This window comes from Pseudofrancisella aestuarii, from assembly GCF_003574475.2.
Classification (GTDB): domain Bacteria; phylum Pseudomonadota; class Gammaproteobacteria; order Francisellales; family Francisellaceae; genus Francisella; species Francisella aestuarii.
In genome coordinates, this window is record NZ_QLIS02000003.1 from 393,033 (window position 1) to 417,165 (window position 24,133).

A 24,133-nucleotide genomic window follows, 5' to 3' on the forward strand; every position below is an offset into this window, starting at 1 on the left:
ATGAATAAATTAGCAATAGTAGTAAGTGAGTTTAATTCTTTAATTACAGATAAAATGTTAGAGGGAGCTTTAGAAGAAGCAAGAATTCAGGGCTTGGCAGATAGCCAAATTGAAGTTAGAAAAGTCCCTGGTGCAGTAGAGCTGCCTTTTGTTGCAAACCTTTTAGCAAAAACTGGTAGATATGATGCGGTTGTACTACTTGGTTGTGTAATTCGTGGTGAAACAGACCATTATGATTATGTCTGTGATCAAGTTAGTTATGGTACTCAAGAGGTCATGCTTAAGTATGATCTGCCAGTTATATTTGGTATTTTAACTACTCATAATAAAGAGCAAGCTTTAGAAAGAGTGGGTGGTAAAAAAGGACATAAGGGTAAATACTGTGTACAAGCCGCTATTACAATGGCTAAAATAAAAGAAGAGATAATAAAAAAATAGAGGAAAAAGATGGCTTTAGAAATTTTAGAGTATCCTCATCCTTTTTTGAAAGAGGTTGCAGAATCTATATCAAAAGAAGAAATAAATGATTCATTAAGAGAAGTTTTTAATGAGATGGCTGGATTGATGGATGATGCTAGAGGCGTTGGGTTAGCGGCTATTCAGGTTGGTATAAAGAAAAGATTTTTTATAATGCTTGATAATATAGAAACAGATTCTCCAAATATTGTTGTAGCTATAAATCCAGAAATTATAGAAAAAGAAGGAACAATAATTGATGAAGAAGGTTGTTTATCCTTTCCAGGCGTTTCAGCAAAAGTTAAAAGAGCTACTAAAGTAAAAATGAAAGCTTTAAATGAATTTGGTGAAGAGTATATTGTAGAGAAAGAAGGTTATTTAGCTCGTTGTATTCAGCATGAAATAGATCATTTAAATGGCATTACATATTTTGATCATTTAGGCCCATTAAAGAGACAAATGATAGAAAAAAAATATAAGAAACTAATGGTAACTAATTCTTCATCTTAAATAATAGAGATTCTTTGCCTTAAAATTAGGTTTTTACTTTACTTTTGTTTTCTACTAAGCAAGAATTAGGAGGAATGTCTCACTTTTAAAGAGGTGAATTTATGAGGAATTTATTTAAAGTATTATTATTCTCACTTTTTTTGTTAGGATTAACATCTTGTGGGAACTTATTAACCAAAGATAAGTTTGTATATCTTGGCCATGGGGTTAATACTCCTAATTATCAATTGTATTATGATAAAACAAGAAAGATGTTTATGTTGGTTGATAAAAGACATGGATGTTTTGAGAGGGACTATTCTGGTACTTGTATTGCCTTTACATTAGAAGAGGCTGAGCAATTTAGAGAGCAAGCATTAGCTAAAATGATAGATATAGATACTAAACTTGCCCAAGACAGTTATGGTAATCAAAGAATTAATGACTTAGATAAGGCTGGTATTACAACTATTAGAAAGTCTATTGATATAGGAACTATTAAAGCGACCCCTATTAAACAGGTTATTGTAGATAGAGAGAAAGAATATGCTTTAGTTAAGGATAAATATAAATTAGCTGCAGACTTAGTGGGTACAATAGTTTCAACTAATGGACATAGAGAAATTAAAGTATTCTATGTTGTCAGCTTCCCAGCTATCGCTGAGAGTAGTAATGCTAATACTATTCTTGAGCCATTTATAGTTGATCCAGAATATTTATATTTACATATGACTAACTCAGCGGTTAAGCAAGTTAAAAAACTTCAGACAAAAATAGAGAAGAAAAATACTGTTGTGAAAAAAGAAGTTACTAACTATTTAGGAGAAATCGTAGATGGTAAGCCAGCAAATACTAATGAAACAGAGTCAGAGAAAGCTGCAGCCAATCTTAAGGTTTCAACTGCACAAACTAAAGTAGTTTCTAGCGGAAGTAGTGAAGAGGTTGTTCAATCTTAATTTTTTAACTCTTTTCTGAATTAGTCAGTTATTATTCCACCACCTAAGCAAATATCTTTATCATAAAATACTATAGATTGACCTGGGGTAATAGCTCTTTGAGGCTCATTAAATTCAACATTTACAGAATTATCAGTATTTAATAGAACTGTACATTTTTGATCTTTTTGTCTATATCTGATTTTTGCAGAACACTCAAAACTTTTTGCTGGAGAGTTACCAGCTACCCAGCTTAAGTTAATCGCATGTAAATTTTGTTTAAATAGTAAAGGATGATTATGTCCTTGAACAGCTATAAGAATATTGTTTTTTAAATCTTTACTTGCAGCGAACCACGGAACCTCTGGGCGATTTTTGACTCCACCAATACCTAATCCCTGCCTTTGACCTATTGTGTAATACATAAGTCCTTCATGTGTACCTATTTTGATACCATTCTCATCATGTATTTCACCTGGTTGCGCAGGAAGGTATTTAGATAGAAATTCTTTAAACTTTCTCTCACCTATAAAACAGATGCCAGTACTATCTTTTTTGTCGAAAGTAACTAGGCTATTCTCTTTAGCAATTTCTCTAACTTTATCCTTACATATCTCGCCAATAGGAAATAATGTTTGAGAAAGTTGCTCTTGTCCTAGAGTGTATAAAAAGTAGGTTTGATCTTTATTGTCATCAAGCCCTTTTACTAATTGATAAGTTCCATCTTCTGCTTTTTGACATCTTGCGTAATGTCCAGTAGCAATATAGTCTCCACCAAGTAGTTTCACGTAACTTAAAAATGCTTTAAATTTGATTTCTTTATTACATAAGATATCTGGGTTTGGAGTTCTACCAGCTTTATATTCAGTTAGGAAATGCTCAAATACATTATCCCAATATTCAGCAGCAAAATTTATTTTCTTGAAAGGAATGCCGATAGAATTACAAACAGCTTCAGCATCTTTTATATCTTCTGAGGCTGAGCAAAACTCATCTGTATCATCTTCTTCCCAATTTTTCATAAAAACACCAGTTACATCGTAACCTTGCTGTTTTAATAAAAGTGCTGAAACGGAAGAATCTACGCCCCCAGAAATTCCTACGATTACTTTTTTTGACATTAGTTAATATTTATAAAAATTTATTGTGTAAGATTATATATTAAAATTTATACATTAGTAAATTATGTAGGAGGTCCTATTAAATGGAGAATGCTACGGAATCAATAAAAAAGAATCGCTTAAAAACAATTAAATTTGTAATAGTCTTCTTATTGCTAGCAATGCTTTTGGCATTCTTTATGCTGGTATTATTTTAGCGCTTAATGAGCTACAAAAAGGGATTATTAAAAAATTAAGACTTAAAAGACCAAGACTTTGGGAAAGTATTGGTTCAATCATTATAGTAATTATCATTATTGGGTTACCAATGAGTTAAGCATTTATTTAGCTTTTCAGGTTATTCTCAGATTAGCTTTTCTAAAGATACTAGGGTATGTAAAGCTATAATCTCTGTTGATGGCAAGCCGAAAGCAGACATTAAATATAATATAGAAAATATAAGCTATAATAAAAACACTATTAAATTGATTGACTACAAACTTTTACATAGCTAACAACGATACTAAAATATATAAATATAATAAAAAAGCTAATTATTAAATAGATTTATGATAATAGCAAAACTTTATATTTATAACTTATTTCTTTAAAACAGATAAGAAAGCCTCTTGAGGAATCTCTACAGAACCAATATTCTTCATTCTCTTTTTACCTGCTTTTTGCTTCTCTAAAAGTTTTCTTTTACGAGAAACATCTCCACCATAGCATTTTGCAAGTACGTTTTTTCTAAGCGCTTTTACAGTACTTCTTGCGACAACTGTGCCTCCGATGGCAGCTTGTATAGCAACTTCAAACATTTGCCTTGGGATTAGCTCTTTAAGCCTTTCTACTAACTCTCTGCCTTTGTATTTAGCTTGATCTTTATGAACAATACTAGCCAAAGCATCAACCTTATCTCCATTAATAAGTACATCTAGCCTCACCATGTTTGCTGGCTCATAACGATGTAATTCATAGTCTAAAGAACCATAACCTTTTGTTACAGATTTTAAAGTATCAAAAAAGTCTGAAACTACTTCAATCATAGGAAGATCATAAGTAATAGATACTTGGCTACCCACATAGTTCATATCAACTTGTATACCTCTTTTCTCTATACAAAGAGTTATAACGCTTCCTACCTGATCTTTAGGAACAAGAATATTAGCTCGAACGATAGGTTCTTGAATTTCATCAATTGATCCTGGATCAGGAAGTTTTGATGGGTTATCAACCTGGATAACTTCACCATCTTTCTTAACGGCTTTATAAACAACGGTTGGAGCAGATGTTATAAGGTCTAAGTCATATTCTCTTTCAAGTCTTTCTTGAATAATCTCCATATGAAGCATTCCTAAGAAGCCACATCTAAATCCAAAACCTAACGCTTGAGATGTTTCTGGTTCAAAAAATAAAGAAGCATCATTTAAGCTAAGTTTCTCTAAAGCCTCACGGAAAGCAGGATAGTCATCTGAACTTATAGTAAACATGCCAGCATATACTTGAGGTTGGACTTTTTTAAATCCTGGCACCGGTTTATCTGTTGGGTTATGTGTTAAAGTCAAAGTATCTCCAACCGGTGCCCCATGAATATCTTTTATTCCAGCTACGATAAAACCAACTTCACCAGCCTTTAAATGATCTAAGTCCTTCATTTTAGGAGTAAAAACTCCGACTCTATCAACTTGATGAGAAACACCAGTTGACATAACCTTTATCTTATCGCCAGCTCTTAGTGTGCCATTTTTAATTCTAACTAATGATACTACTCCTAAGTAGTTATCGAACCATGAGTCGATAATAAGAGCCTGTAATTTTGCATTTACATCACCTTGAGGTGGGGGCACTTTTGCAACAATAGTTTCTAAAACATCCTCAACACCAAGTCCTGTTTTAGCACTACATGTTGTAGCACCAGTTGCTTCAATACCTATTATTTCTTCTATTTCTTCACAAACCTTATCAGGATCTGCTGATGGGAGGTCTATTTTATTTAATATAGGAATGACCTCTAAATTTTGCTCTATTGCTGTATAACAGTTAGCAACTGTTTGAGCCTCTACACCTTGAGCAGCATCGACTACTAGAAGAGCTCCTTCGCAAGCAGCCAAAGATCTAGATACTTCATAAGAAAAGTCTACATGACCAGGAGTATCAATAAAATTTAATTGATATGTTTCACCATTTTTTGCAAGGTAATCCAGGGTCACTGATTGGGCTTTTATTGTAATACCTCTTTCTCTTTCTATATCCATAGAGTCAAGAACTTGCTCTTTCATCTCTCTTTCTGAAAGTCCATTACATACCTGTATAAACCTATCAGAAAGTGTAGATTTGCCATGGTCAATATGTGCAATAATTGAGAAGTTTCTAATATTTTTCATTATGTATAAATTTTATATGTAGTCTGATAACTAATTAGTTATCTATTATGCTATAAATCGTAATTAAAATGTAGGTGCTAAGCTTTAATAAAATAAAGTGATTAATGAATTAGGATAAAAATATATAAACTAGGCTTTATAAGTTAAGTGAATAATGGTTATATTCTGATGTTTAAATAGAGAAATACCAAGCTTTAGAAAAAAGTTATATAATAATCAAATGTGTTTTTAATTTGTATAAAAAATCATGTTAAATTTTTTTAATCAACCAAAAGCTTTCTATACTATTTTTATGCTAGAAATATGGGAAAGATTTGGCTATCAAGCTTTAATCTCCATATTAGTAGTATATCTTCAAACTGGCAACATTCAATTAAGTGAAAGTCAGGCAATAGCGACTTATGCAACGTTTGCTGCTTTAGTGTATGCATTTATTGTAATAGGCGGTTATATCGGTGATTTAGTACTTGGAGCCAAAAGGACTATAGTTTTTGGACTTATTCTACTTTTATGTGGTTACCTTTTATTAATATTACAAACTCAAGAAGCAACTTTTTGGGGGTTATCATTTATTTGTATTGGTACAGGACTTTTTAAATCTAATCCTACAAGCTTACTATCAAAGTGTTACCATGGTTGCGACTATGGCATGATTAGTAATGCGTTTACTCTATTTTATATGTCTATTAATATAGGTTCATTACTTGGGATAATACTTATTCCAAATTTAGCTAAGAGCTTTGGTTATTCAACAAGTTTTATCGTTATAGCATTAGCTCTTGTTCTTGCTATAACTACCTTTGTGGGCTTCTATTATACAATGAGTAATCTTTCCACGCATGCCGGAAGTAAAAAGTTAAATTATAAATATTTGTTTTGGGTAGTAGTTGGCGTGGTAATAATGATATGCATCACTAAATATTTATTAGGCTATTTAATTGTTGCTAAATTGATTGTCACTATAACATTTCTTATATGTTTGTTAGTTTATTTATATATAGCCTTTTTATATAAGAAAGAAGGTTTCTTCTATAAAATGATGTTGGCTTTGATATTAATGGGAGAGGCTATCGTTTATAAGATTTCATATATACAAATGGCTTCATCTATAAATCTATTTACGATTAAAAATGCTAGTCATTCTGTTTTTGGTATTTCTATTGCGCCAGAGACATTTCAGGCACTTAACCCTTTATGGATATTTATATTAAGTCCTTTATTGGCTTTTTACTATGTTCGTTCAAATGAAACTAAATTTGGCTTAACTTTATATAGTAAGTTTTCTACGGGATTATTTTTGATAGGGTTTTCATATGTTTTATTATATGCTTCAAAATTTGCAGCTGTAGATGGAGTTGTATCAGCTTACTGGTTGATAGCAAGCTATGGTTTTCAGTCTTTAGGTGAGCTTTTAATATCAGCAATAGGGCTATCTATGTTCGCAAGATTGGCACCTGCAAAATTTAATGGTTTTATGATAGGCGTATGGTGGGTTTTCTTAGCATTTGCTTCAATACTTGGTGGATTAATAGCTCAACTAACAGCAGTAGATAAAAGTAAAGTTGCTGTAATGACACAACAAATGTCTTTGATAAATTATACAAACTTTTTTCTCTATATTGGTTTGGCAATCATTATTTTCTCACTTGTTTCATTTAAGCTTTCTCCTATAAAAAGGAAACTTATGACTTTATAGAGGCTTTAACTTATACACATTTGAGTATTTATTGTTGACAAAAAAAGAGATTATATGCAAAATAGTGGAGCTATTTATAATAAAAATTAGTTTCTTGTTATATATTCCCCAAGAAACGATATATAGAATTAAATATTTAAGAATAAATTGGAGAAGAAAATTGGCTAACTCAAAACAAGCAAAAAAAAGAATAGTTCAAGCTGAAAAAAATCGTCAGCATAATGTTGCTCGTCGTTCTATGATGAGAACTTTTTTGAAGAAAACAGCATACGCTATTGAGAATGGAAATTTAGAAGTGGCAAAAGAGAACTTTGCAAAAGCGGTTCCTTTATTAGATAGATATGCTGCTAAAGGCCTTATTCATAAAAATAAAGCTGCTAGACATAAAGCTCGTTTAAACGCTAAAATCAAAGCTCTTTCTGCAGCAGCTTAATTTATTTATATTTTCAATTAGAATACTGGCTCTTTCGTAGGAGGAGCATAGTTTCCTGAAATTCCAACTAGTCTATCTTGATTGTTGAAAGTTAGAATAAGCTTTAATTCATTAAATTCGGTATATTGCATACGTCCTTTATATGTACTTACATAGATAAATTGATTTGGATTAAAAGTATCGATTATATCTGGTGATCCAAGCAAATACTTGACTTCATCTTTAGTCATGTTTGGCTTAATTTCCAGCATTTTATCATTATCAAACTCTTTACCTTGAGAAACAGGGGCTGTGTAGGCAGGGATCCATGAACAACTACTTAAAGATAGCGTTAGAGTTCCTGCTAAAAGAGATATAATAAAATATTTTTTCTTCATATTTATTTATTAATCTTCTAAGCCAGCAAATAGCTTTTGGTCGATAATATCACAAAGGCAGTGAATTATTAGTATATGGTTTTCTTGAATTCTCGCAGTAACATCAGAAGGAACTCGTAACTCAATATCTCCATCTTTATACATAGTGCGCATAACTCCACCATCTTTTCCTGTCATAGCAACTATTTGCATATCTAAGTCATGGGCTTCTTCTATTGCTTTAACAATATTGCTTGAGTTTCCACTAGTTGAAATAGCAAATAAAATGTCACCTTCATTACCAAGAGCAGCTACTTGTTTAGAAAATATTTGTGAATAGTCATAGTCATTACCAATTGATGTAATCGTTGATGTATCAGTGGTTAAGGCAATAGCTGGAAGAGGAGGCCTCTCCATTTCGAAGCGGTTTAGTAATTCTGCAGAAAAGTGTTGAGCATCAGCGGCTGACCCACCATTTCCACAAACAAGGATTTTACCACCATTCTCTAAGCAAGAAACCATTGCTTTAGCTGCTTGTACAATTGCTGGAGGTAATATATTGGCAGTTTCAATTTTAGCTTGGATGCTATCTTCAAAGTGTTGATTTATTCTATCTAAAGAGCTCATTTTTTTAAAACAACCTAAACGAATTTTAAGAAAATTTTACTACATCTGAAAATCAATATCTAATCTTTATTATAAATGAAGAGCTCTAAAGATTAGTTGATACCGTTTGGATTATTAGAAAATAATAGATAAACATTGGAGTATATAATTAACAATTAGTTTTTAAAAATGATTATAATTTATTAAAACCCCCACATTTAAGCTTTACTAGAAATGCAAGGAAGAAAGGATTCAAAGTCTTTAGTAAACGATATTATGAGTAAGCATTGCTATTGTCTGGATCAGCAAGGAGGGCTTAAGGATAGTATTATTGATGATACTAATTTAGCTGAAATTAAAGATTTAATATGGATAAGATTAACTCCTAGAGAGGTGAAACCTTTCTTCGAAAAATTTCTTCCAGATGAGCCAGACTTTGTAAAAGATTCATTGTCAGCACTTGAAACAAGGCCTAGGGTATTAGTTTATAAAGATGCTTTATTGGCAACTTTTCGAGGCATAAATTTAAATAAAAAATCTGCACCAGAAGATATGATCTCAGTGAGATTATGGATGAAAAATAACATTATTATAAGTGTTCAGAGAAGGAATTTATCAAGTATTAACAATATATTAGAAAATTTAAAGCAAGGTGCTGGGCCAGTTAGTGCAGCCGACTTCTTAGAAGATCTTTTAACCGAGTTAATAGATAAGACATCAGAAACAATAAAAGAGTTAGATGATCAATTAGATAAGATAGAAGATCATATTTTGAAAATTAAGAATGTTGATAGAATGAATCTTAATATTATTCGTCGTAGAGTTATTGTTTTAAGGCGTTATTTAATACCTCAACGAGATGCTATTAATAGAATACCCATAGATAAATTGAGCTGGCTAGATGAGGCCAACTTAGTGCATCTCCGAGAAATTTCTGATAGCTGTACTAGAGTTGTTGAGTATCTTAACGCAGAGTATGAAAGAGCGAATATCATTCATGAGGAGTTGTTTGCTTTGGTGCAGGAAAATATAAATCAGAAAATGTATATTTTATCTATAGTTGCAATAATTTTTATGCCTTTAACTTTTATTACTGGTTTGTTGGGAATAAATGTCAACGGAATTCCAGGAGCTAATTATAAATATGCTTTTTTAATAGTATGTTTAATAATTTTCATAATAGGTTGTTGTCAGATTTTTTATTTTAAAATAAAAAAATGGCTATAAGCCGAATGTATCAAAAAGAAAATCACAATAGAGAGGAAAATAATGAAATTCATTATAAAAATGATAGGGATATCTTTAGTATTAATTAATATATCTATGGCTAATGATACAGAAGGAGCGCTGCCGAGTACTACTAATGAGTCTACTCAAAAAACTGCAGAAGGGGTTCATAAAAACCAAAGAGACTATGTATTACCTTTTAAGGAAGATAGAGTTGAACATAGAAAGGATAGAAGAGATAGAAAAGAAAATAGAAGAAGTAACACTAACACTACTAATTCTGCAGAAACTAATAATTAATTTTGAGAAGCTAAAAGGTATAGTAAAGACATTCTTATGGGAATACTGTACTTCACCTGATCAAAATGTTTTGCGCATGGAAGATTATCTATTGATCTATCCATTTCATCTACACGAGGTAGTGGGTGAAGGATTATTAATTTATTAGGGTCAGATATGTGTTTTCTATCTAAAAAGCACAGGTCTTTATTTTTTAGATAATCTTCATAGTATGTAAATCTTTCCTGCTGGACTCTAGTTACATATAGAACATCTAAGCTATTAATAACTTCTGGATCTATTTTTTCATGCTCATTAAATCCATTACCATTTCTTTCTATGAGCTCTTTAATATCATTTGGGATCTTAAGATCTTCTGAAGAAATGAACTCAAAAGAACAGTTGTAGTTTGATAATATTTTTACTAAAGAATGTACTGTACGACCATACTTAAGATCTCCTAATACGCCGATCTTAAGATTATCAAGAGTATTTATTTCAGAGTATATGGTATATAGATCAACAAGTGATTGAGTAGGATGCTCATTTTCTCCATCTCCCGCATTTATAACAGGGGAGTTAACATATTTAGAAAATTCTTCAACACTGTTTGGTTGGGGGTGTCTCATTACGATAATATCAGCATATTGATCTATAACTCTGCCAGTATCATCCAAGGTTTCCCCTTTTTTGATTGAGCTTGAAGCGCCATTTTCTAAAGATATTACATTGCCTCCAAGTCTATACATCGCTGATTCAAAAGAGAATCTTGTTCTGGTGCTTGGTTCAAAGAATAAAGAGGCTAAAATTTTCCCATCTAAATCTTTAATTCTTTCTGAGTTAGCTAATTTGTCTTTATATATATCTGCTTGGTTAAAGAGTTTTTTTAAATCCTCTTTGCTGATTTGCTCACCTTTTAAAAGCTTCTGAAATGATAACATTACTTGTCCTCGATAGATTTATTAAATACTAATCCATTCATCAACAGTTTTTACATTGAAAGAGTTTCCAATCTCTTTCATATCTTTCACTGCAGTTGTAAAAGCCTCAAATCCACCAATAGTAGTTATATATGGTACTCTATTCATTACAGCAGCTCTTCTTAAAGCTAAGCTTATTTTTAGCTCCTCTCTTAGAGATGTATTTATTAGCAAATCGACTTCTCCCGACTCAATAGCTTTAACAGTGTTTTTTAGAGAGCTATTAGCTATATTGTCAGATGCTTTATCAAACAACTTACATTCTACTCCATTGTTTTTTAAGAAAGCTTCAGTTCCTTTGGTAGCAAAGATATTAAAACCATATGCTATTAGCTCTTTAATAGGCTCAATTATTCTAGATTTATCCTGATCTTTTACCGAAATTAGGATGTTACCCTTTAGAGGTAATTTATTGAAAGCCATTTCTTGAGCTTTGTAAAAAGCTACTCCAAAAGTCTTATCAATCCCCATAGCTTCACCAGTAGATTTCATTTCTGGACCTAAATAACAGTCTACGTCCTCAAATCTTCCAAAAGGAAACACAGCTTCTTTTACAGAGAAGTGTTTTGGTATAGGGCTATTTAATTTAAATTCAGCTAACTTTCTTCCAACCATTAGTTTCGTAGCTATATTTGCTACGCTATTTCCTGTTGATTTAGCAACAAAAGGAACAGTTCTAGATGCTCTTGGGTTGACCTCAATTATATAAAGTTGCCCGTTTTGATAAGCAAATTGAACATTCATTAGGCCGACTACTTCAAGTTCTTTAGCAAGTTTTATCGTACTTTGTACAACTTCATCTATTTGCTCTTTGCTTAAAGAACGAGTGGGTATAGAACATGCAGAGTCTCCTGAGTGGATTCCTGCTTCTTCTATATGTTCCATGATTCCAGCTACAAATACTTCTTCACCATCTGCTAAAGCATCAACGTCTAGCTCGATAGCATTCTCAAGGAATTTATCTATTAATATTGGGCCTTCCAATATGCATTTACCATTATTTTTAATATAAGCATCAAGCTCTTCTCTAGAGTGAACTATTTCCATTGCCCTACCACCCAATACATTCGATGGTCTAACTACGACAGGATAACCAACTTTACTTATATTTTTTTCAAGCTCATTGATGCTATATGCGATAGCATTTATAGGTTGTCTTAGATCTAGTTTCTCTAGAAGCTCTTTAAACCTTTCTCTATCCTCAGCTAAGTCAATCTTATCTGGATCAGTACCTAAAATAGGAATGTTATTTTCATATAAGGCTGAAACTAGTTTTAAAGGAGTTTGTCCACCAAACTGAACAATAACTCCAAGAAGCTCGCCTTTTCTCATTTCATTCTTGATAATGTTTATAACATTCTCAGCACATAGAGGCTCAAAATATAACTTATCAGAAGTATCATAATCTGTAGAAACTGTTTCGGGATTACAGTTAATCATGATTGTTTCAATATTTTCTTCTTTTAGAGCCTTAGCTGCATGTACACAAGCATAGTCAAACTCAATACCTTGACCAATACGGTTAGGACCACCGCCAAGGATTACAACTTTTTTGTTATCGGTGATGTCAGATTCACATTCACGAACAATCTCTTCATAGCTGTAGTGTTCATAAGTTGAATACATATAAGAAGATTTTGATTCAAATTCAGATGCACATGTATCAACTTTTTTGTAAACAGGATATATCTCTTTTCCAAACCTAAAGTTTCTTATGTACTTTTCAGTTCTTCCTACTAGTTCAGCAATTTTTGCATCCGAGAAGCCAAGGTTTTTGTATACAGAAAACTCTTCTTTACTGTTTGGTAATCCAGATCTCTTAAGTCTTTTCTCTGCAGACACAATTTCTTTTATTTGCTCAATAAACCAAGGATCTATTTTAGTCGCTTCATATATTTCTTCTTCTTTTAATCCATATCTTATAGCTTGAGCGACTCTTAGTAGTCTTAGAGGAGATAGCTCTTTTAAAGCTTCTATGATGGCTTCTTTATTTTCTTCCTTAGATTTCTTACGATCATATCCTGGTATTTCTATTTCATCTAAACCTTTTAGCCCAGTTTCTAGAGAGACGAGACCTTTTTGTAAACTCTCAGCAAATGATCTGCCGATAGACATAGCTTCACCAACAGATTTCATTTGTGATGATAATTTTGTAGAAGTAGCTGGGAATTTCTCAAATGTGAAGCGAGGGATTTTTGTAACAATATAATCTATTGTAGGTTCAAAAGATGCTGGTGTAACTTTTGTTATATCGTTATCAATCTCATCAAGAGTATATCCTACAGCAAGTTTAGCTGCCACTTTAGCAATAGGGTAACCAGTTGCTTTTGATGCTAGGGCAGATGATCTTGATACTCTAGGGTTCATCTCAATAACTACTAATTTACCTGTTTCTGGATTTACTGCAAACTGAACATTTGAGCCGCCTGTTTCAACACCTATTTCTCTTAGAACGGCAATAGAAGCATCTCTCATTATTTGATATTCTTTATCTGTAAGAGTTAGAGCTGGTGCTACTGTAATACTATCACCTGTATGGACACCCATCGGATCTATGTTTTCTATAGAACAAACGATTATTGAGTTATCTGCTTTATCGCGGATTACTTCCATCTCATACTCTTTCCAACCGAGGATAGATTCATCAATAAGCACTTCATTCGTAGGTGATAACTTTAATCCATTTTTTACAATTTTTTCAAACTCTTCTTTAGTGTTAGCAATTCCACCACCACTACCGCCTAGCGTAAAAGAAGGTCTAATAATAGCAGGTAATCCAATATCATCTAATGCTTTATAAGCTTGTTCCATTGTTTGAACGACGACATTTCTAGGAACATCTAAGCCTATTTTTGCCATTGCTTTATTAAATCTTTCTCTATTTTCAGCTTTGTCTATAGAGTCAGCATTCGCACCAAGCATTTTCACATTGTATTTTTCTAGGATGCCTGACTTATTAAGATCTAGAGCACAGTTAAGAGCGGTTTGTCCACCAACAGTGGGTAAAATAGCATCAGGTCTTTCTCTTTCTATTATTTTTCCAACGCTTTCTACCGTTATCGGTTCTATAAATATTTTATCTGCAGTAGTCGGGTCAGTCATGATAGTAGCAGGATTTGAGTTTACAAGGAAAACCTCATAACCATCTTCTTTTAATATTTTACATGCCTGAGTTCCTGAGTAGTCGAACTCACATGCTTGACCTATAACTATCGGCCCAGCACCTAGGACTAAAATACTTTTTATATCTGTTCTTTTTGGCATATCTATTAAATTCCTTTCTTACTATCTTTAATCATGTCAGCAAATTCTTTAAATAGGTATTTACAGTCATGTGGGCCAGGTGAGCTTTCTGGGTGATATTGCACAGCAAAAGCAGGCCTATCTTTAAATCTAATTCCCTCAACACTGCCGTCAAATAATGAGCTCATATTAACTTCCATATTATCAGGAACAGCTCCATCAGTTACGCAGAAGCCATGGTTTTGGCTTGTTATATATACTTTTTTAGTATTAGCATCCTGTACTGGTTGGTTAGCTCCCCTATGTCCTTTATGCATTTTTTCTGTAGTTAAGCCGCCTGCAATAGCCATGAGCTGATGCCCTAGGCAAATACCAAACACAGGCATTTTGTCTTCTAATAATTTTTTAATAACAGGTACAGCGTAGTCAGCTGTAGCAAATGGATCTCCAGGGCCATTGGATAAGAAGACTCCATCTGGATTGTGTTTCATAATGTCTTGATAAGTACTGTCTGCTGGAACTACTATAACTTTAAAACCAGCATCAACAAGATTTCTCAAAATATTGTATTTAACTCCATAGTCAACAACCACAACTGTATAGTCATAACTTTCTTGTTTTTTATAGACTTCTTGTCCTAGTGAGAATGTATGCTCATTCCACTCGTATTCTCTGTTTGTGGTTACGCTTATTGCTAAATCTCTACCACCAAGAGTTGATTTGTTTTTTATACGAATTTTTGCATAGTTAGCATCAAGGAATTCTCCAGGTTTTACTGATAGAATAGCAACCCTTACAGCCCCTTCTTTACGAATCTTTCTAACTATAGCTCTCGTATCTACACCACATATTCCTACGATGTGTCTATTTCTAAGCCAAGCATTTATGCTTTTCTTTGCTCTAAAGTTTGATGGGCTTGTTAAGTCTTCTCTGACAATTAAACCTTTTGCAAATACACCTAATGATTCATTATCCTCATTGTTTATTCCTACATTTCCGATGTGAGGAAAGGTAAATGTAATAATCTGTCCAGCATAGGAAGGGTCAGTTAAAGTTTCTTGATAGCCTGTCATGCTTGTGTTAAAGCATATTTCGCCATCTGTCCAGCCGCGCACGCCTATGGATCTACCAAGATAATATGTTCCGTCAGGGAATACCAATATCGCGTTAGTCATATCGTTAGCTAATATCATAAAAACAACCTTATTAATGTAGTAAAAGAGATTTTGAGAAAGAGTGTGTGAGATAGTTTTTTTATCATTGCCTTCTTGTAAAGCTAATGGACAAATTGAAAGTATTGTAGGCTTTTGATACTTCCCTGTAAAGGGCGATTACTTAAGTTTTATATAAATTATGTTTTAGGGTGGTTTTGATAGCATTTTTATAATAGAATTACTTCCTTAGTCCCTAATTTTCAGAATAGTTTTTTTACCTAAGAAAGGTATAGAAAATAGGAGCTTGTCAATATTTTGTGTTTTTCAAATATTTAAAAATAAATAATTTTATACTTTCTAATTTTTAACAAATTTTATAAAAGTGCTAATATTACAGAAATTAAATGCTTATCAAGTAACTATATAATGAGAAAGTTTATCGCCATATTTATGATATGGGTATTTTTGGTGCCTATAATAGGCTATTCGCAGGGTAAGTTAGTTTTTGTGTCAATGATAACTCGTCATGGAGATAGAGCCCCTTTTGCTAATATTCAGAACGCTAATTATGATTGGGGCACCTCTTTGTCAGAGCTTACTCCTATAGGTATGAATGAGGAATATAACCTTGGTCAGAAGCTTAGAAAAAGATATGTGGAAGATCTTAAACTATTGCCAGAAAATTATGAAAACCAAAGTATCTATGTATTATCAAGCCATACTAATAGAACTGTAACTAGTGCACAGAGTCTTTTGATGGGGCTTTATCCATCTGGAACTGGTCCAGTTTTAGAAAATGGTGAGGCTGCTATAAAAGGAAGATTTCAGCCGATACCTATTATGACTCTATCAGAGGATTCTAAACTTATAGGTTTTCCATATGAGCAGTATTTGGGCATTTTAAAAAAGCATGTTTACAATTCACCAATTTGGATTGAAAAAACAAAAGAAGTGCAGCCTAATTTTGAAAAATGGCAAAAAGTTCTAGGAAATAAAATAACAGGATTAGATGATGTTCTGACAATTGGGGATGTCCTTATCGTAGCAAAAGCTCATAATAAACCTTTACCAGAAGGCTTGTCTCAAGAGGATGCTGATAAGATAATTCATTTAACAGACTGGGGACTTGCTCAGCAATTCAAATCTCAACAAGTTTCTTACATAATGGGTGGACAACTGACTAATAGGATGATTCAAGACCTAGCAGATGTGGTTACTGGTAAGTCAAAATATAAAATGACATATTACTCCGGCCATGATCTTACACTGCTAGAAGTTATGGGAACATTAGGCGTACCGTTAGAAGAGGCTCCAGGCTATGCAAGTAACTTACAAATGGAACTTTATAAAGATGATGATACGTATAAAGTTAAGCTTAGATATGATGGTAAATATATTAAATTGCCTATAATGGGCGAAGATAAAACATGCACCTTAGATGAGCTGGTGAAATACATACAAGGTATAAATCATAAGTTTAAAGAGTAGGTTATTTCATGTCTAATCACTATCTTTGTTTAACTTATAGATATTGTTATACTCTCTAATAGGAAAAGAATAGGAGAAAACTAGATATGTCTAGTCAAAGTTTACTTATCAAAAATGCTACTATTGTGAATGAAGGTAGAACATTCAAGTCTGATGTTTTAGTAGAGAATGGTAAGATTTCCCAAATTGCTGCAAATATAGATAAATCAGCAGATAAAACTATCGATGCAACGGGCTTACATTTATTGCCGGGTATGATAGATGATCAAGTGCATTTTAGAGAGCCTGGATTAATGCATAAAGGAGATATCGAATCTGAATCTCGTGCTGCTGTAAGAGGAGGCATTACATCTTATATGGAGATGCCAAATGTAAATCCAGCTACTACAGTAGTTGAGCGTTTAGATGAGAAAAAAGAACGTGCTGCGGCTAGGTCACATGCAAACTATGCTTTTTATCTAGGAGCTACAAATGATAATGTCGAAGAACTAAAACGACTAAAGCCAAATGATGCTTGCGCTATAAAGATCTTTATGGGTGCTTCAACTGGTAATATGCTTGTAAATAATAAAGAAACTCTTGAAGGCTTCTTTAAAAATAGCCCTTTACTTATTGTGACGCATTGTGAAGATACTCCAATGATTACCGAGAATGAAAACAAAGCTCGTGAGAAATATGGTGAAAATGTACCTTTTGACTTACATCCAGAGATTCGTTCACGTGAAGCATGCTTTAAATCATCTGAGCTTGCAGTAGGCTTGGCAAAGAAATATAACTCAAGACTACATGTACTTCATCTAACTACAGCTGAAGAGATGGTACATTTTGATAACACTATCCCACTAGAGAAGAAGCGTATTACAGCAGAAGTTTGTGCTCATCATTTATTCTTCTCACGTAAAGATTATGCTGATAAAGGCTCACGTATTAAATGTAATCCAGCGGTTAAAGAGGAGAGTGATCGCTTAAAACTGCTAGAGTGTGTCGCAAATGACACTATTGATGTAATTGCTACAGATCATGCGCCGCATACTTGGGAAGAAAAACAGGGTACATATTTTAAAGCTCCAGCAGGTTTGCCACTTGTTGAGCAGGCTCTTATCTCAGTATTAGAGCATTATCACAAAGGTTTCTTAACACTGGAGCAGGTAGTGCAAAAGACAGCTCATGCTCCAGCGATTGTATACAAAGTTAAAGAGCGTGGTTTTATCCGTGAAGGGTATCATGCAGATTTAGTGCTAGTAGATTTAAATAGCCCTCATACAGTTATAGATGAATGCTGTCACTATAAATGTGGTTGGACTCCATTTGACGGTGTTACTTTTCAATCAAAGGTTCAGACTACAATTGTAAATGGCGTAGTGAAATATCATAAAGGTAAAGTTGTCAGTGACCAAAGAGGTAAATGCTTAGAGTTTAATCATGAGTTTTAAGAAATCTATAAAAAAATCTTAATAATATTGCATTTCTAATAAAAATTAATAATTATAGATTTATAAACTATTTTTCTTTGAATGAAAATGTATGAAAAAATTATTAGTCCTTTTAGCGAGTTCTGCTGAGTGGTATGAGTTTACGGTGTATTCTTTTTGTGCTGGATATATAGGCGCAACATTTTTTCCTTTTCATACCCCATTCGCTAACTTTTTAGCGGCTTTTGGTGCTTTTGCTGCAGGTTTTCTAGCAAGACCATTTGGTGGTATTATCTTTGGTTATATTGGGGATAAAAAATCTAGATCATCAGCACTTGCCTGGGCAGCATTTTTTATGGGTGCGCCAACTGTTGGGATAGCTTTTTTACCATCTTATATGACTATAGGCATTTTAGCGCCTTTAATGTTAGTTGCTCTTAGGATCATACAAGGAATTGCCATCGGTGGTCAGTATAGTGGCTCGGCTGTTATACTTGTGGAAGCTGAAAACACTATTTTTGGTAAAGCTAAAGCTTCTGCAAATGTTATCACCAGTGCTTTTGGTGGGATATTGCTAGCTATAGTGAGCTTCCAAGTTATCAGATTTTTTATCCCAGAAGAGTTTATGGCAAACGGTGGTTGGAGAATCCTATTTGCAATAGCTATTTTATTAGTTATTTTATCTTTCTTTATCAAACACTCAGGCGAAGAAGAAGAGAAAAAGCCTAGTAGTAATATTAAGCTAGCATCATTGATTATGCAGAATAAGGCTAACATTCTATTTGTTGTTCTACTTTGCTTCCCAGGTGCAGTTGTTGCATATTTCCAAATAACTATTTTGCCAAATATTATTAAGAAAATTTTACACCAAGATGTTAATGTGGCTATTCTTACTACTATCAGTTTAATTATATTTATAGGATCATGTATTCTTTCAGCAAGGCTGACTAAATACTTTAGTATTAAAGCTGTAACTTCTGTTGGTCTTATTTTAATGATTATTCTGCCATTGCCGATGTATGCTATTTATAAGGCAAATCATGAGCTATTGATTTTGTTCTTTGTCGTTATGGGTGTTATATTTGGTATTTTTTATGGCTCAATTATGGTTATCTTTGCAGAAAGCTTTCCAAAAGAGATGAGATATAGTGGATTTGCTCTAGCTTATAATATAGGTTTTGGGGTGTTTGGTGGTTTGTTGCCTTTCTTATGTTTCTATTTAGCTCAGGAAATCTCTGATTACATGGCTGTCTTGATTATTTGTATTAGTGCTGTTGTTGGGCTTTTTGCTTTGTATAAATTTGAACCAAATTGTTATAAAGAGTTTACTTCAAGAGAAGAAGTCTTGTAAAATATAGCTAGAGTTTGAAAAAAAACCTCTTATGAATAATTATTTTTTAAGCACTTCGTGTCTTGTTTGTAATTTTAGCGATAAGCTATCTATTGAGGATAATTCTAAAGTCTTAGCAATATATAGAAGTATCCTGTCAGATAAAGATTTTCTAAATAAATATAGTATCTACGATGTTGTTCCAACTTATAACTCTATAGCCTTCCATTTTGATGGTTTTGATTATCAAGGTATTGAAAAAGCAATTTTAGAAAAAGTTGGTCAGACTGATTTCAATCAGGCTTTTGAAAGCAAAACTCATTGTATAGAAGTTCAGTACAATGGTATGGATTTAGAAGAAGTCTCAAAAAATATTCAATTAAGTGTTTCTGAGATAGTTAAACTACATACGAAAAATACGTATCACATAGCTATGCTCGGGTTTAAGCCATATTTTCCATATTTATTAGGCATGGATAAAAAACTAGAAGCTCCAAGATTGGCTAAGCCAAGAAATAGAGTCGGAGTTGGCTCCATAGGAATTGGAGGGGCTCAAACGGCTATATTTACAACCGATACGCCAAGTGGGTGGAATATTATTGGAAATACGGACTTTAGAGACTTTAGTCAGTTCAGGGCTGGAGATAAAATAATTTTTAAGGAAGTCAGATAATATGCTTTTGATAAACTGTGACTTAGGTGAAAGAGGAGTTGCTAACGTTATAGATGATCAGTTAGTTAAATATATAGATATGGCTAATATTGCTTGCGGAGGTCATGCAGGATCGAAAGAAAGCGTTGATTATTATCGTAATCTTTGTAAAAAAAATAATGTAAAAATAACAGCGCATATCTCATATCCTGATAAAGAAAATTTTGGAAGAAAAGTCATATTAATAGAAGATTCTAAATTATTAAAATCGTTTGATGAGCAATTCGCTCTTTTTGATGGCGTTAAAGCTATTAAGCCACATGGAGCTCTCTATAATGAGCTTAATGTTAATCAGTCTTTGGCTAAGCTTTTCATAAACTGGTGTGTTAAGAATGATATTAAAGAGCTTGTGCTTAGTCCTTTTGGTATAGTTAAAAAGATAGCTATTGAAAATGGCATTAAGGTGCTTGGGGAGAGTTTTGCTGAAAGGGGCTATATGCTTGATAATTACGGTAATCCAACCCTTATCCCAAGAGGGCAGCCTCAAGCAGAAATTCATGATGTTGGTCTAGCAGCTATGCAGTATGATCAGCTTAAAGAGGGGTTTTTAAATATAAATAGTAAAAAAATTGAATTTATTTCTGATACTATATGTATACATTCTGATAGCAAGATATCTTTGGAACTTGCTAAAGAGTTAAAAAGGCGAAATAAAAAAGATGACAAGTAATTTATTTTCAGTATCGGGAGGATTGTTCTTTCCTGTTTACCTTAGAAATTACGGTTATCAAGATAAAGGTATCTCTTTAATGGGAGCCCAAGATCAAACTAGTTTTATCACTGCATATAATCTATTTAATAAACCTGAGACTTTTGAAGCAATAGAAATGCTCTATAGTGGTAAGGTGGTTGCTAATAAAGATATATTATATGTTTTGTGTGGGGCAGGTTATCAAGAAACTATTAGAAATGTTTCAGAGAGTGCTCAAGAAAAAGTTGAATACAACAAAATAAATATACTAAAAAAAGGCGAAACTTTAGAATTCAAAGGCGAGAAAAAGGGCTTTAGAACTATAGTTTTTGCTGTTGATAATCTAGAGTTTAATAGTGATTATCGTAATATTGAACGTCCAAAAAAATTAACTGAATTTATTCAAGAAAATTCAAAAACAAAGATTATAAGAGTTATTAAAGGGCCAGAATTTGACATTCTCGAGGATGAGGCTTTTTTTAATCAGGTGTGGCAATTATCTTTGCAGTCAAGTCAGATGGGGATATCCTTAGATGGAGAGTCTATAAATTCAAGAAAAATGCAAATGATATCTCAACCTGTTGCTGATGGCTGTATTCAGTTGTCGCCATCGGGACCTATTGTTCTTATGAGGCATAGGCAAACTGTTGGAGGATATCCAAGAATTGCTACAGTAGTTGAGCCGGATATAGACAAATTAGCTCAAATGCCTTTGGGGTCTAGAGTGAAATTTAAATTGATAACGTTAGAAGAGAGTTTTGAAATAATAAAAGTTTATAAAGAATTGTTAGATAGTATTTGTTTAGATAGAGGGAGATAGGATAGATGTTAAGAAAAATCGTGAAGACATTAATACCCAACAATGATGATATATTTTTTGATTTATTGGTAGAGGCTTCAGAGAATGTTGAAAAATCTGCTATGACATTAGATAAGTTGATGAAAGAAAGAGATAAGTTAACAATAGCTGAGCTTGTAGAAGATTTAAGATCTATGAGACACTTTGCTATAGAAAATGCATCAAATATGGATTTTCAGTTAAATAAGCATTTTGTTACCCCTATAGATAGAGGAGAGCTTCATAATATTTCAACACAGCTTCTTAAATTGAGTAAAAAAATAGTAAAAATTTATAGATATATACAAATTCTGTTAGAAGAAGAAAGAGATAGTGTTAGTTTGTATCTAACAAATTGTGTAGAAACTCTTAGAAAAATGACTAGAGTTTTGAATGAAATGATCAAGGCATTAAGAGATGGCGATCATAAAGAACTTAAAAAACTGAACGTTAAAATAAATGAACTAGATGAGAATGTTTTAGAAGATTTGGGACATGCGCTGAAGAAGTTCTCGGACTATGAAGGCGATATCTTGTTGATTATGAAAATAAAGGATATATATAAAGCTATAGAGAGTGCTATAGGGAATTGTAGTTCTGCTGGCGAGTCTATAATGAGAGTGCATGTAAAAGAAGTTTAAGAGGACTTTTATTATGGTAACAACAGTTTTAGTAATGATAATATTAGTAGCTCTATTCTTTGAGTTTACCAATGGGTTTCATGATGCTGCCAATGTTGTAGCAACTCCTATAGCTACAAAATCATTAACAGCTATTCAAGCGATTGGACTAGCAGCTTTCTTTAACTTTTTGGGAGCTTTCTTTGGAACAGCGGTTGCTGCAACTATAAGTAAAGGTCTAGTAGATGCAAATGTTGTTACTGATATTATTTTGGTGTCAGCTCTTCTAGGTGCAATTAGTTGGAACTTCTTTACTTGGAGCTTTGGAATACCATCTAGCTCTTCCCATGCGCTTATCGGCTCTTTAGTTGGTGCGGTTGTGATTGGGAGTAGCTATAAAGATGTTAATTATATGACTCTTGTTCAAAAAGTTCTTATCCCAATGGTCACCTCACCATTTGTTGCATTTTTTCTAGCTCTGTTTATCTGCATTATTCTGATAAATATATTTATCAGAATAAAAAACGTTAGAACGACTAATAGGTATTTGAGAGAAGCTCAAATATTATCTATGGGTCTATTATCCTTTTCTCATGGTTCTAATGATGCTCAAAAAACAATGTCGATTATAACTTTGGCTTTATTAAGTGCAGGATTAGTTGATTCTACTAATGTCCCAACATGGGTTATCATAATCTGTGCTACTGCTATGGGGTTGGGTACCTTGTCTGGCGGTAAGAAGATTATAAAAACGTTAAGCTCTAAAGTTGCAAACTTGCAACCAGCTAATGCTGTGTCTGCTGAACTTAGTTCTGGGATATTGGTATTAGGAGCTTCTCATATTGGTTTGCCTGTTAGTACAACACAAGTTGCTTCCGGCTCGATCATGGGTGCTGGTTACACAAATTCAGGAGTAAACTGGAAGGTGGTTAAAAGAATGGTCACTGCTTGGCTCTTGACTGTGCCAGCATGTATAATTTTGACATTTATGATCTATACTGTGTTGCTTCATACTGTTGGCGCTTTTTAATATAATAAAAAAATGCAAAGAAATAAATTTGCCATCATTATTGTTTATATACACTGGTTAGTGGTGTTGCTTATTTTATTTTCTTTTTTTTCTATAGAAACAAGAAGCTTCTTTGGGAAAGATTGTTTGTATCATGATTTGATGAAAAACTCTCATTTCTATGCAGGGGTTTGCATTCTACTTTTAACTATCTTAAGATTAGGAATTAAGCCTTTTGCGAGTTTTTCGGGCGTGAGTGTAAAGATTAGTAAGTTTCATATATATATAGAAAAAATTGCTCATTGGTGTCTATATGTATGGCTTATCGTTATGCCAGTGTTGGGTTGGCTGATTTTAAGTGCTAAAGGTTCTGGTATTCCTTTTAGATTGCCACACCTTATAGCTCCGGCATCTAAGAGTATGATAATTATTTTAGAGCAAATTCATGAAATATTGGCATATATTGGTTTATTTATTATTTTTATCCATGCTTCAGGGGCTTTATATAGTCACTATATTTTAGATAGAAAAAGCTTCAAAAAAATGAGTTTAAAGTTTTAAATTTTAGTCCTAATAAAAAAAACTAAAAAAAGATAAAAAAGATATTGCAAAAGGTTAATTGAGGGCGTATTATATGTTTTCACCGGCTGACGGATGATGTTAGTTGGAAGGTCCTGAGGGGCTGGATATTTAAA

At 33.0% G+C, this 24,133-nt stretch carries 23 protein-coding genes; 16 read left to right on the forward strand and 7 right to left on the reverse strand.

What is annotated here, in order from left to right; all coding sequences use genetic code 11:
* From ribH to DNK87_RS08815, 3 genes are all read left to right on the forward strand, one after another.
* Positions 1-438: a 6,7-dimethyl-8-ribityllumazine synthase gene (ribH, locus tag DNK87_RS08805; protein ID WP_119331187.1), complete on the forward strand. Its 438-nt coding sequence runs from the start codon at positions 1-3 to the stop codon at positions 436-438.
* A gap of 9 nt (positions 439-447) precedes the next feature.
* Positions 448-966, forward strand: coding sequence for a peptide deformylase (def, locus tag DNK87_RS08810; protein ID WP_119331188.1), 519 nt, complete (start codon positions 448-450; stop codon positions 964-966).
* 101 nt (positions 967-1,067) lie between these two features.
* A complete protein-coding gene (locus DNK87_RS08815; RefSeq protein ID WP_119331189.1) occupies positions 1,068-1,901 on the forward strand; it encodes an FTN_0109 family protein in 834 nt (277 codons plus the stop codon).
* A 20-nt stretch (positions 1,902-1,921) separates the two neighbouring features.
* On the opposite strand, the gene mnmA is transcribed toward DNK87_RS08815, so the two are convergent.
* A complete protein-coding gene (gene mnmA / locus DNK87_RS08820; protein ID WP_119331190.1) occupies positions 1,922-3,001 on the reverse strand; it encodes a tRNA 2-thiouridine(34) synthase MnmA in 1,080 nt (359 codons plus the stop codon).
* A 578-nt stretch (positions 3,002-3,579) separates the two neighbouring features.
* A complete protein-coding gene (gene lepA, locus DNK87_RS08825) occupies positions 3,580-5,364 on the reverse strand; it encodes a translation elongation factor 4 (protein WP_119331191.1) in 1,785 nt (594 codons plus the stop codon).
* A gap of 247 nt (positions 5,365-5,611) precedes the next feature.
* Between lepA and DNK87_RS08830 the strand changes: the two genes are divergently transcribed.
* The gene (locus DNK87_RS08830) at positions 5,612-7,060 is read left to right on the forward strand and encodes an oligopeptide:H+ symporter (RefSeq protein ID WP_119331192.1); all 1,449 of its coding nucleotides are present in this window, start codon (positions 5,612-5,614) and stop codon (positions 7,058-7,060) included.
* A 160-nt stretch (positions 7,061-7,220) separates the two neighbouring features.
* Entirely contained in the window at positions 7,221-7,493 is a 273-nt protein-coding gene (gene rpsT, locus DNK87_RS08835; protein WP_119331227.1) for a 30S ribosomal protein S20, read from the forward strand.
* A 17-nt stretch (positions 7,494-7,510) separates the two neighbouring features.
* Here the strand turns inward: rpsT and DNK87_RS08840 are convergent, their stop codons facing one another.
* Both DNK87_RS08840 and DNK87_RS08845 read right to left on the reverse strand, forming a co-directional pair.
* The gene (locus DNK87_RS08840; protein WP_119331193.1) at positions 7,511-7,870 is read right to left on the reverse strand and encodes an outer membrane protein assembly factor BamE; all 360 of its coding nucleotides are present in this window, start codon (positions 7,868-7,870) and stop codon (positions 7,511-7,513) included.
* A 9-nt stretch (positions 7,871-7,879) separates the two neighbouring features.
* Positions 7,880-8,476, reverse strand: coding sequence for a phosphoheptose isomerase (locus DNK87_RS08845; RefSeq protein WP_071663391.1), 597 nt, complete (start codon positions 8,474-8,476; stop codon positions 7,880-7,882).
* 213 nt (positions 8,477-8,689) lie between these two features.
* Between DNK87_RS08845 and DNK87_RS08850 the strand changes: the two genes are divergently transcribed.
* Both DNK87_RS08850 and DNK87_RS08855 read left to right on the forward strand, forming a co-directional pair.
* Positions 8,690-9,682 (forward strand): CorA family divalent cation transporter, encoded by a 993-nt coding sequence (locus DNK87_RS08850; protein WP_119331194.1) that lies wholly within the window; start codon positions 8,690-8,692, stop codon positions 9,680-9,682.
* Between the two features lie 42 nt (positions 9,683-9,724).
* A complete protein-coding gene (locus tag DNK87_RS08855; RefSeq protein WP_119331195.1) occupies positions 9,725-9,982 on the forward strand; it encodes a hypothetical protein in 258 nt (85 codons plus the stop codon).
* Here the strand turns inward: DNK87_RS08855 and pyrB are convergent.
* The 3 genes from pyrB to carA are packed head-to-tail and all read right to left on the reverse strand — an operon-like array spanning position 9,979 to position 15,377.
* Positions 9,979-10,902 (reverse strand): aspartate carbamoyltransferase, encoded by a 924-nt coding sequence (gene pyrB / locus DNK87_RS08860; RefSeq protein ID WP_119331196.1) that lies wholly within the window; start codon positions 10,900-10,902, stop codon positions 9,979-9,981. The two genes, DNK87_RS08855 and pyrB, sit on opposite strands and share 4 nt — an antisense overlap.
* A gap of 21 nt (positions 10,903-10,923) precedes the next feature.
* The gene (gene carB / locus DNK87_RS08865) at positions 10,924-14,205 is read right to left on the reverse strand and encodes a carbamoyl-phosphate synthase large subunit (protein WP_119331197.1); all 3,282 of its coding nucleotides are present in this window, start codon (positions 14,203-14,205) and stop codon (positions 10,924-10,926) included.
* Between the two features lie 5 nt (positions 14,206-14,210).
* Positions 14,211-15,377: a glutamine-hydrolyzing carbamoyl-phosphate synthase small subunit gene (gene carA, locus DNK87_RS08870; RefSeq protein ID WP_071663386.1), complete on the reverse strand. Its 1,167-nt coding sequence runs from the start codon at positions 15,375-15,377 to the stop codon at positions 14,211-14,213.
* Between the two features lie 387 nt (positions 15,378-15,764).
* Here carA and DNK87_RS08875 point away from each other — a divergent pair, with 387 nt between their 5' ends.
* From DNK87_RS08875 to DNK87_RS08915, 9 genes are all read left to right on the forward strand, one after another.
* Positions 15,765-16,826: a histidine phosphatase family protein gene (locus tag DNK87_RS08875; RefSeq protein ID WP_119331198.1), complete on the forward strand. Its 1,062-nt coding sequence runs from the start codon at positions 15,765-15,767 to the stop codon at positions 16,824-16,826.
* 86 nt (positions 16,827-16,912) lie between these two features.
* On the forward strand, positions 16,913-18,259 hold the full coding sequence (locus DNK87_RS08880; protein ID WP_119331199.1) for a dihydroorotase: 1,347 nt from the start codon (positions 16,913-16,915) through the stop codon (positions 18,257-18,259).
* A gap of 91 nt (positions 18,260-18,350) precedes the next feature.
* Positions 18,351-19,589, forward strand: coding sequence for an MFS transporter (locus DNK87_RS08885; protein WP_119331200.1), 1,239 nt, complete (start codon positions 18,351-18,353; stop codon positions 19,587-19,589).
* Positions 19,590-19,620: 31 nt separating this feature from the next.
* Positions 19,621-20,241, forward strand: a complete 621-nt coding sequence (locus DNK87_RS08890; RefSeq protein ID WP_119331201.1) for a 5-oxoprolinase subunit B family protein — start codon at positions 19,621-19,623, stop codon at positions 20,239-20,241.
* 1 nt (position 20,242) lies between these two features.
* Positions 20,243-20,950: a 5-oxoprolinase subunit PxpA gene (locus DNK87_RS08895; RefSeq protein WP_119331202.1), complete on the forward strand. Its 708-nt coding sequence runs from the start codon at positions 20,243-20,245 to the stop codon at positions 20,948-20,950.
* The gene (locus tag DNK87_RS08900) at positions 20,940-21,791 is read left to right on the forward strand and encodes a 5-oxoprolinase subunit C family protein (RefSeq protein ID WP_119331203.1); all 852 of its coding nucleotides are present in this window, start codon (positions 20,940-20,942) and stop codon (positions 21,789-21,791) included. The genes DNK87_RS08895 and DNK87_RS08900 overlap by 11 nt, the downstream gene beginning before the upstream one ends.
* A gap of 5 nt (positions 21,792-21,796) precedes the next feature.
* Positions 21,797-22,450, forward strand: a complete 654-nt coding sequence (locus DNK87_RS08905; RefSeq protein WP_119331204.1) for a DUF47 domain-containing protein — start codon at positions 21,797-21,799, stop codon at positions 22,448-22,450.
* A gap of 13 nt (positions 22,451-22,463) precedes the next feature.
* A complete protein-coding gene (locus DNK87_RS08910; RefSeq protein ID WP_119331205.1) occupies positions 22,464-23,459 on the forward strand; it encodes an inorganic phosphate transporter in 996 nt (331 codons plus the stop codon).
* A gap of 12 nt (positions 23,460-23,471) precedes the next feature.
* The gene (locus DNK87_RS08915) at positions 23,472-23,999 is read left to right on the forward strand and encodes a cytochrome b (protein ID WP_119331206.1); all 528 of its coding nucleotides are present in this window, start codon (positions 23,472-23,474) and stop codon (positions 23,997-23,999) included.
* Positions 24,000-24,133 lie beyond the last annotated feature (134 nt).

Excerpts from the sequence above, each read along its gene's own strand:
- ribH (WP_119331187.1), top strand. The coding sequence starts at position 1 with ATGAATAAATTAGCAATAGTAGTAAGTGAGTTTAATTCTTTAATTACA.
- def (WP_119331188.1), top strand. The coding sequence starts at position 448 with ATGGCTTTAGAAATTTTAGAGTATCCTCATCCTTTTTTGAAAGAGGTT.
- DNK87_RS08815 (WP_119331189.1), top strand. The coding sequence starts at position 1,068 with ATGAGGAATTTATTTAAAGTATTATTATTCTCACTTTTTTTGTTAGGA.
- mnmA (WP_119331190.1), bottom strand. The coding sequence starts at position 3,001 with ATGTCAAAAAAAGTAATCGTAGGAATTTCTGGGGGCGTAGATTCTTCC.
- lepA (WP_119331191.1), bottom strand. The coding sequence starts at position 5,364 with ATGAAAAATATTAGAAACTTCTCAATTATTGCACATATTGACCATGGC.
- DNK87_RS08830 (WP_119331192.1), top strand. The coding sequence starts at position 5,612 with ATGTTAAATTTTTTTAATCAACCAAAAGCTTTCTATACTATTTTTATG.
- DNK87_RS08840 (WP_119331193.1), bottom strand. The coding sequence starts at position 7,870 with ATGAAGAAAAAATATTTTATTATATCTCTTTTAGCAGGAACTCTAACG.
- DNK87_RS08845 (WP_071663391.1), bottom strand. The coding sequence starts at position 8,476 with ATGAGCTCTTTAGATAGAATAAATCAACACTTTGAAGATAGCATCCAA.
- DNK87_RS08850 (WP_119331194.1), top strand. The coding sequence starts at position 8,690 with ATGCAAGGAAGAAAGGATTCAAAGTCTTTAGTAAACGATATTATGAGT.
- DNK87_RS08855 (WP_119331195.1), top strand. The coding sequence starts at position 9,725 with ATGAAATTCATTATAAAAATGATAGGGATATCTTTAGTATTAATTAAT.
- pyrB (WP_119331196.1), bottom strand. The coding sequence starts at position 10,902 with ATGTTATCATTTCAGAAGCTTTTAAAAGGTGAGCAAATCAGCAAAGAG.
- carB (WP_119331197.1), bottom strand. The coding sequence starts at position 14,205 with ATGCCAAAAAGAACAGATATAAAAAGTATTTTAGTCCTAGGTGCTGGG.
- carA (WP_071663386.1), bottom strand. The coding sequence starts at position 15,377 with ATGATATTAGCTAACGATATGACTAACGCGATATTGGTATTCCCTGAC.
- DNK87_RS08875 (WP_119331198.1), top strand. The coding sequence starts at position 15,765 with ATGAGAAAGTTTATCGCCATATTTATGATATGGGTATTTTTGGTGCCT.
- DNK87_RS08880 (WP_119331199.1), top strand. The coding sequence starts at position 16,913 with ATGTCTAGTCAAAGTTTACTTATCAAAAATGCTACTATTGTGAATGAA.
- DNK87_RS08885 (WP_119331200.1), top strand. The coding sequence starts at position 18,351 with ATGAAAAAATTATTAGTCCTTTTAGCGAGTTCTGCTGAGTGGTATGAG.
- DNK87_RS08890 (WP_119331201.1), top strand. The coding sequence starts at position 19,621 with ATGAATAATTATTTTTTAAGCACTTCGTGTCTTGTTTGTAATTTTAGC.
- DNK87_RS08895 (WP_119331202.1), top strand. The coding sequence starts at position 20,243 with ATGCTTTTGATAAACTGTGACTTAGGTGAAAGAGGAGTTGCTAACGTT.
- DNK87_RS08900 (WP_119331203.1), top strand. The coding sequence starts at position 20,940 with ATGACAAGTAATTTATTTTCAGTATCGGGAGGATTGTTCTTTCCTGTT.
- DNK87_RS08905 (WP_119331204.1), top strand. The coding sequence starts at position 21,797 with ATGTTAAGAAAAATCGTGAAGACATTAATACCCAACAATGATGATATA.
- DNK87_RS08910 (WP_119331205.1), top strand. The coding sequence starts at position 22,464 with ATGGTAACAACAGTTTTAGTAATGATAATATTAGTAGCTCTATTCTTT.
- DNK87_RS08915 (WP_119331206.1), top strand. The coding sequence starts at position 23,472 with ATGCAAAGAAATAAATTTGCCATCATTATTGTTTATATACACTGGTTA.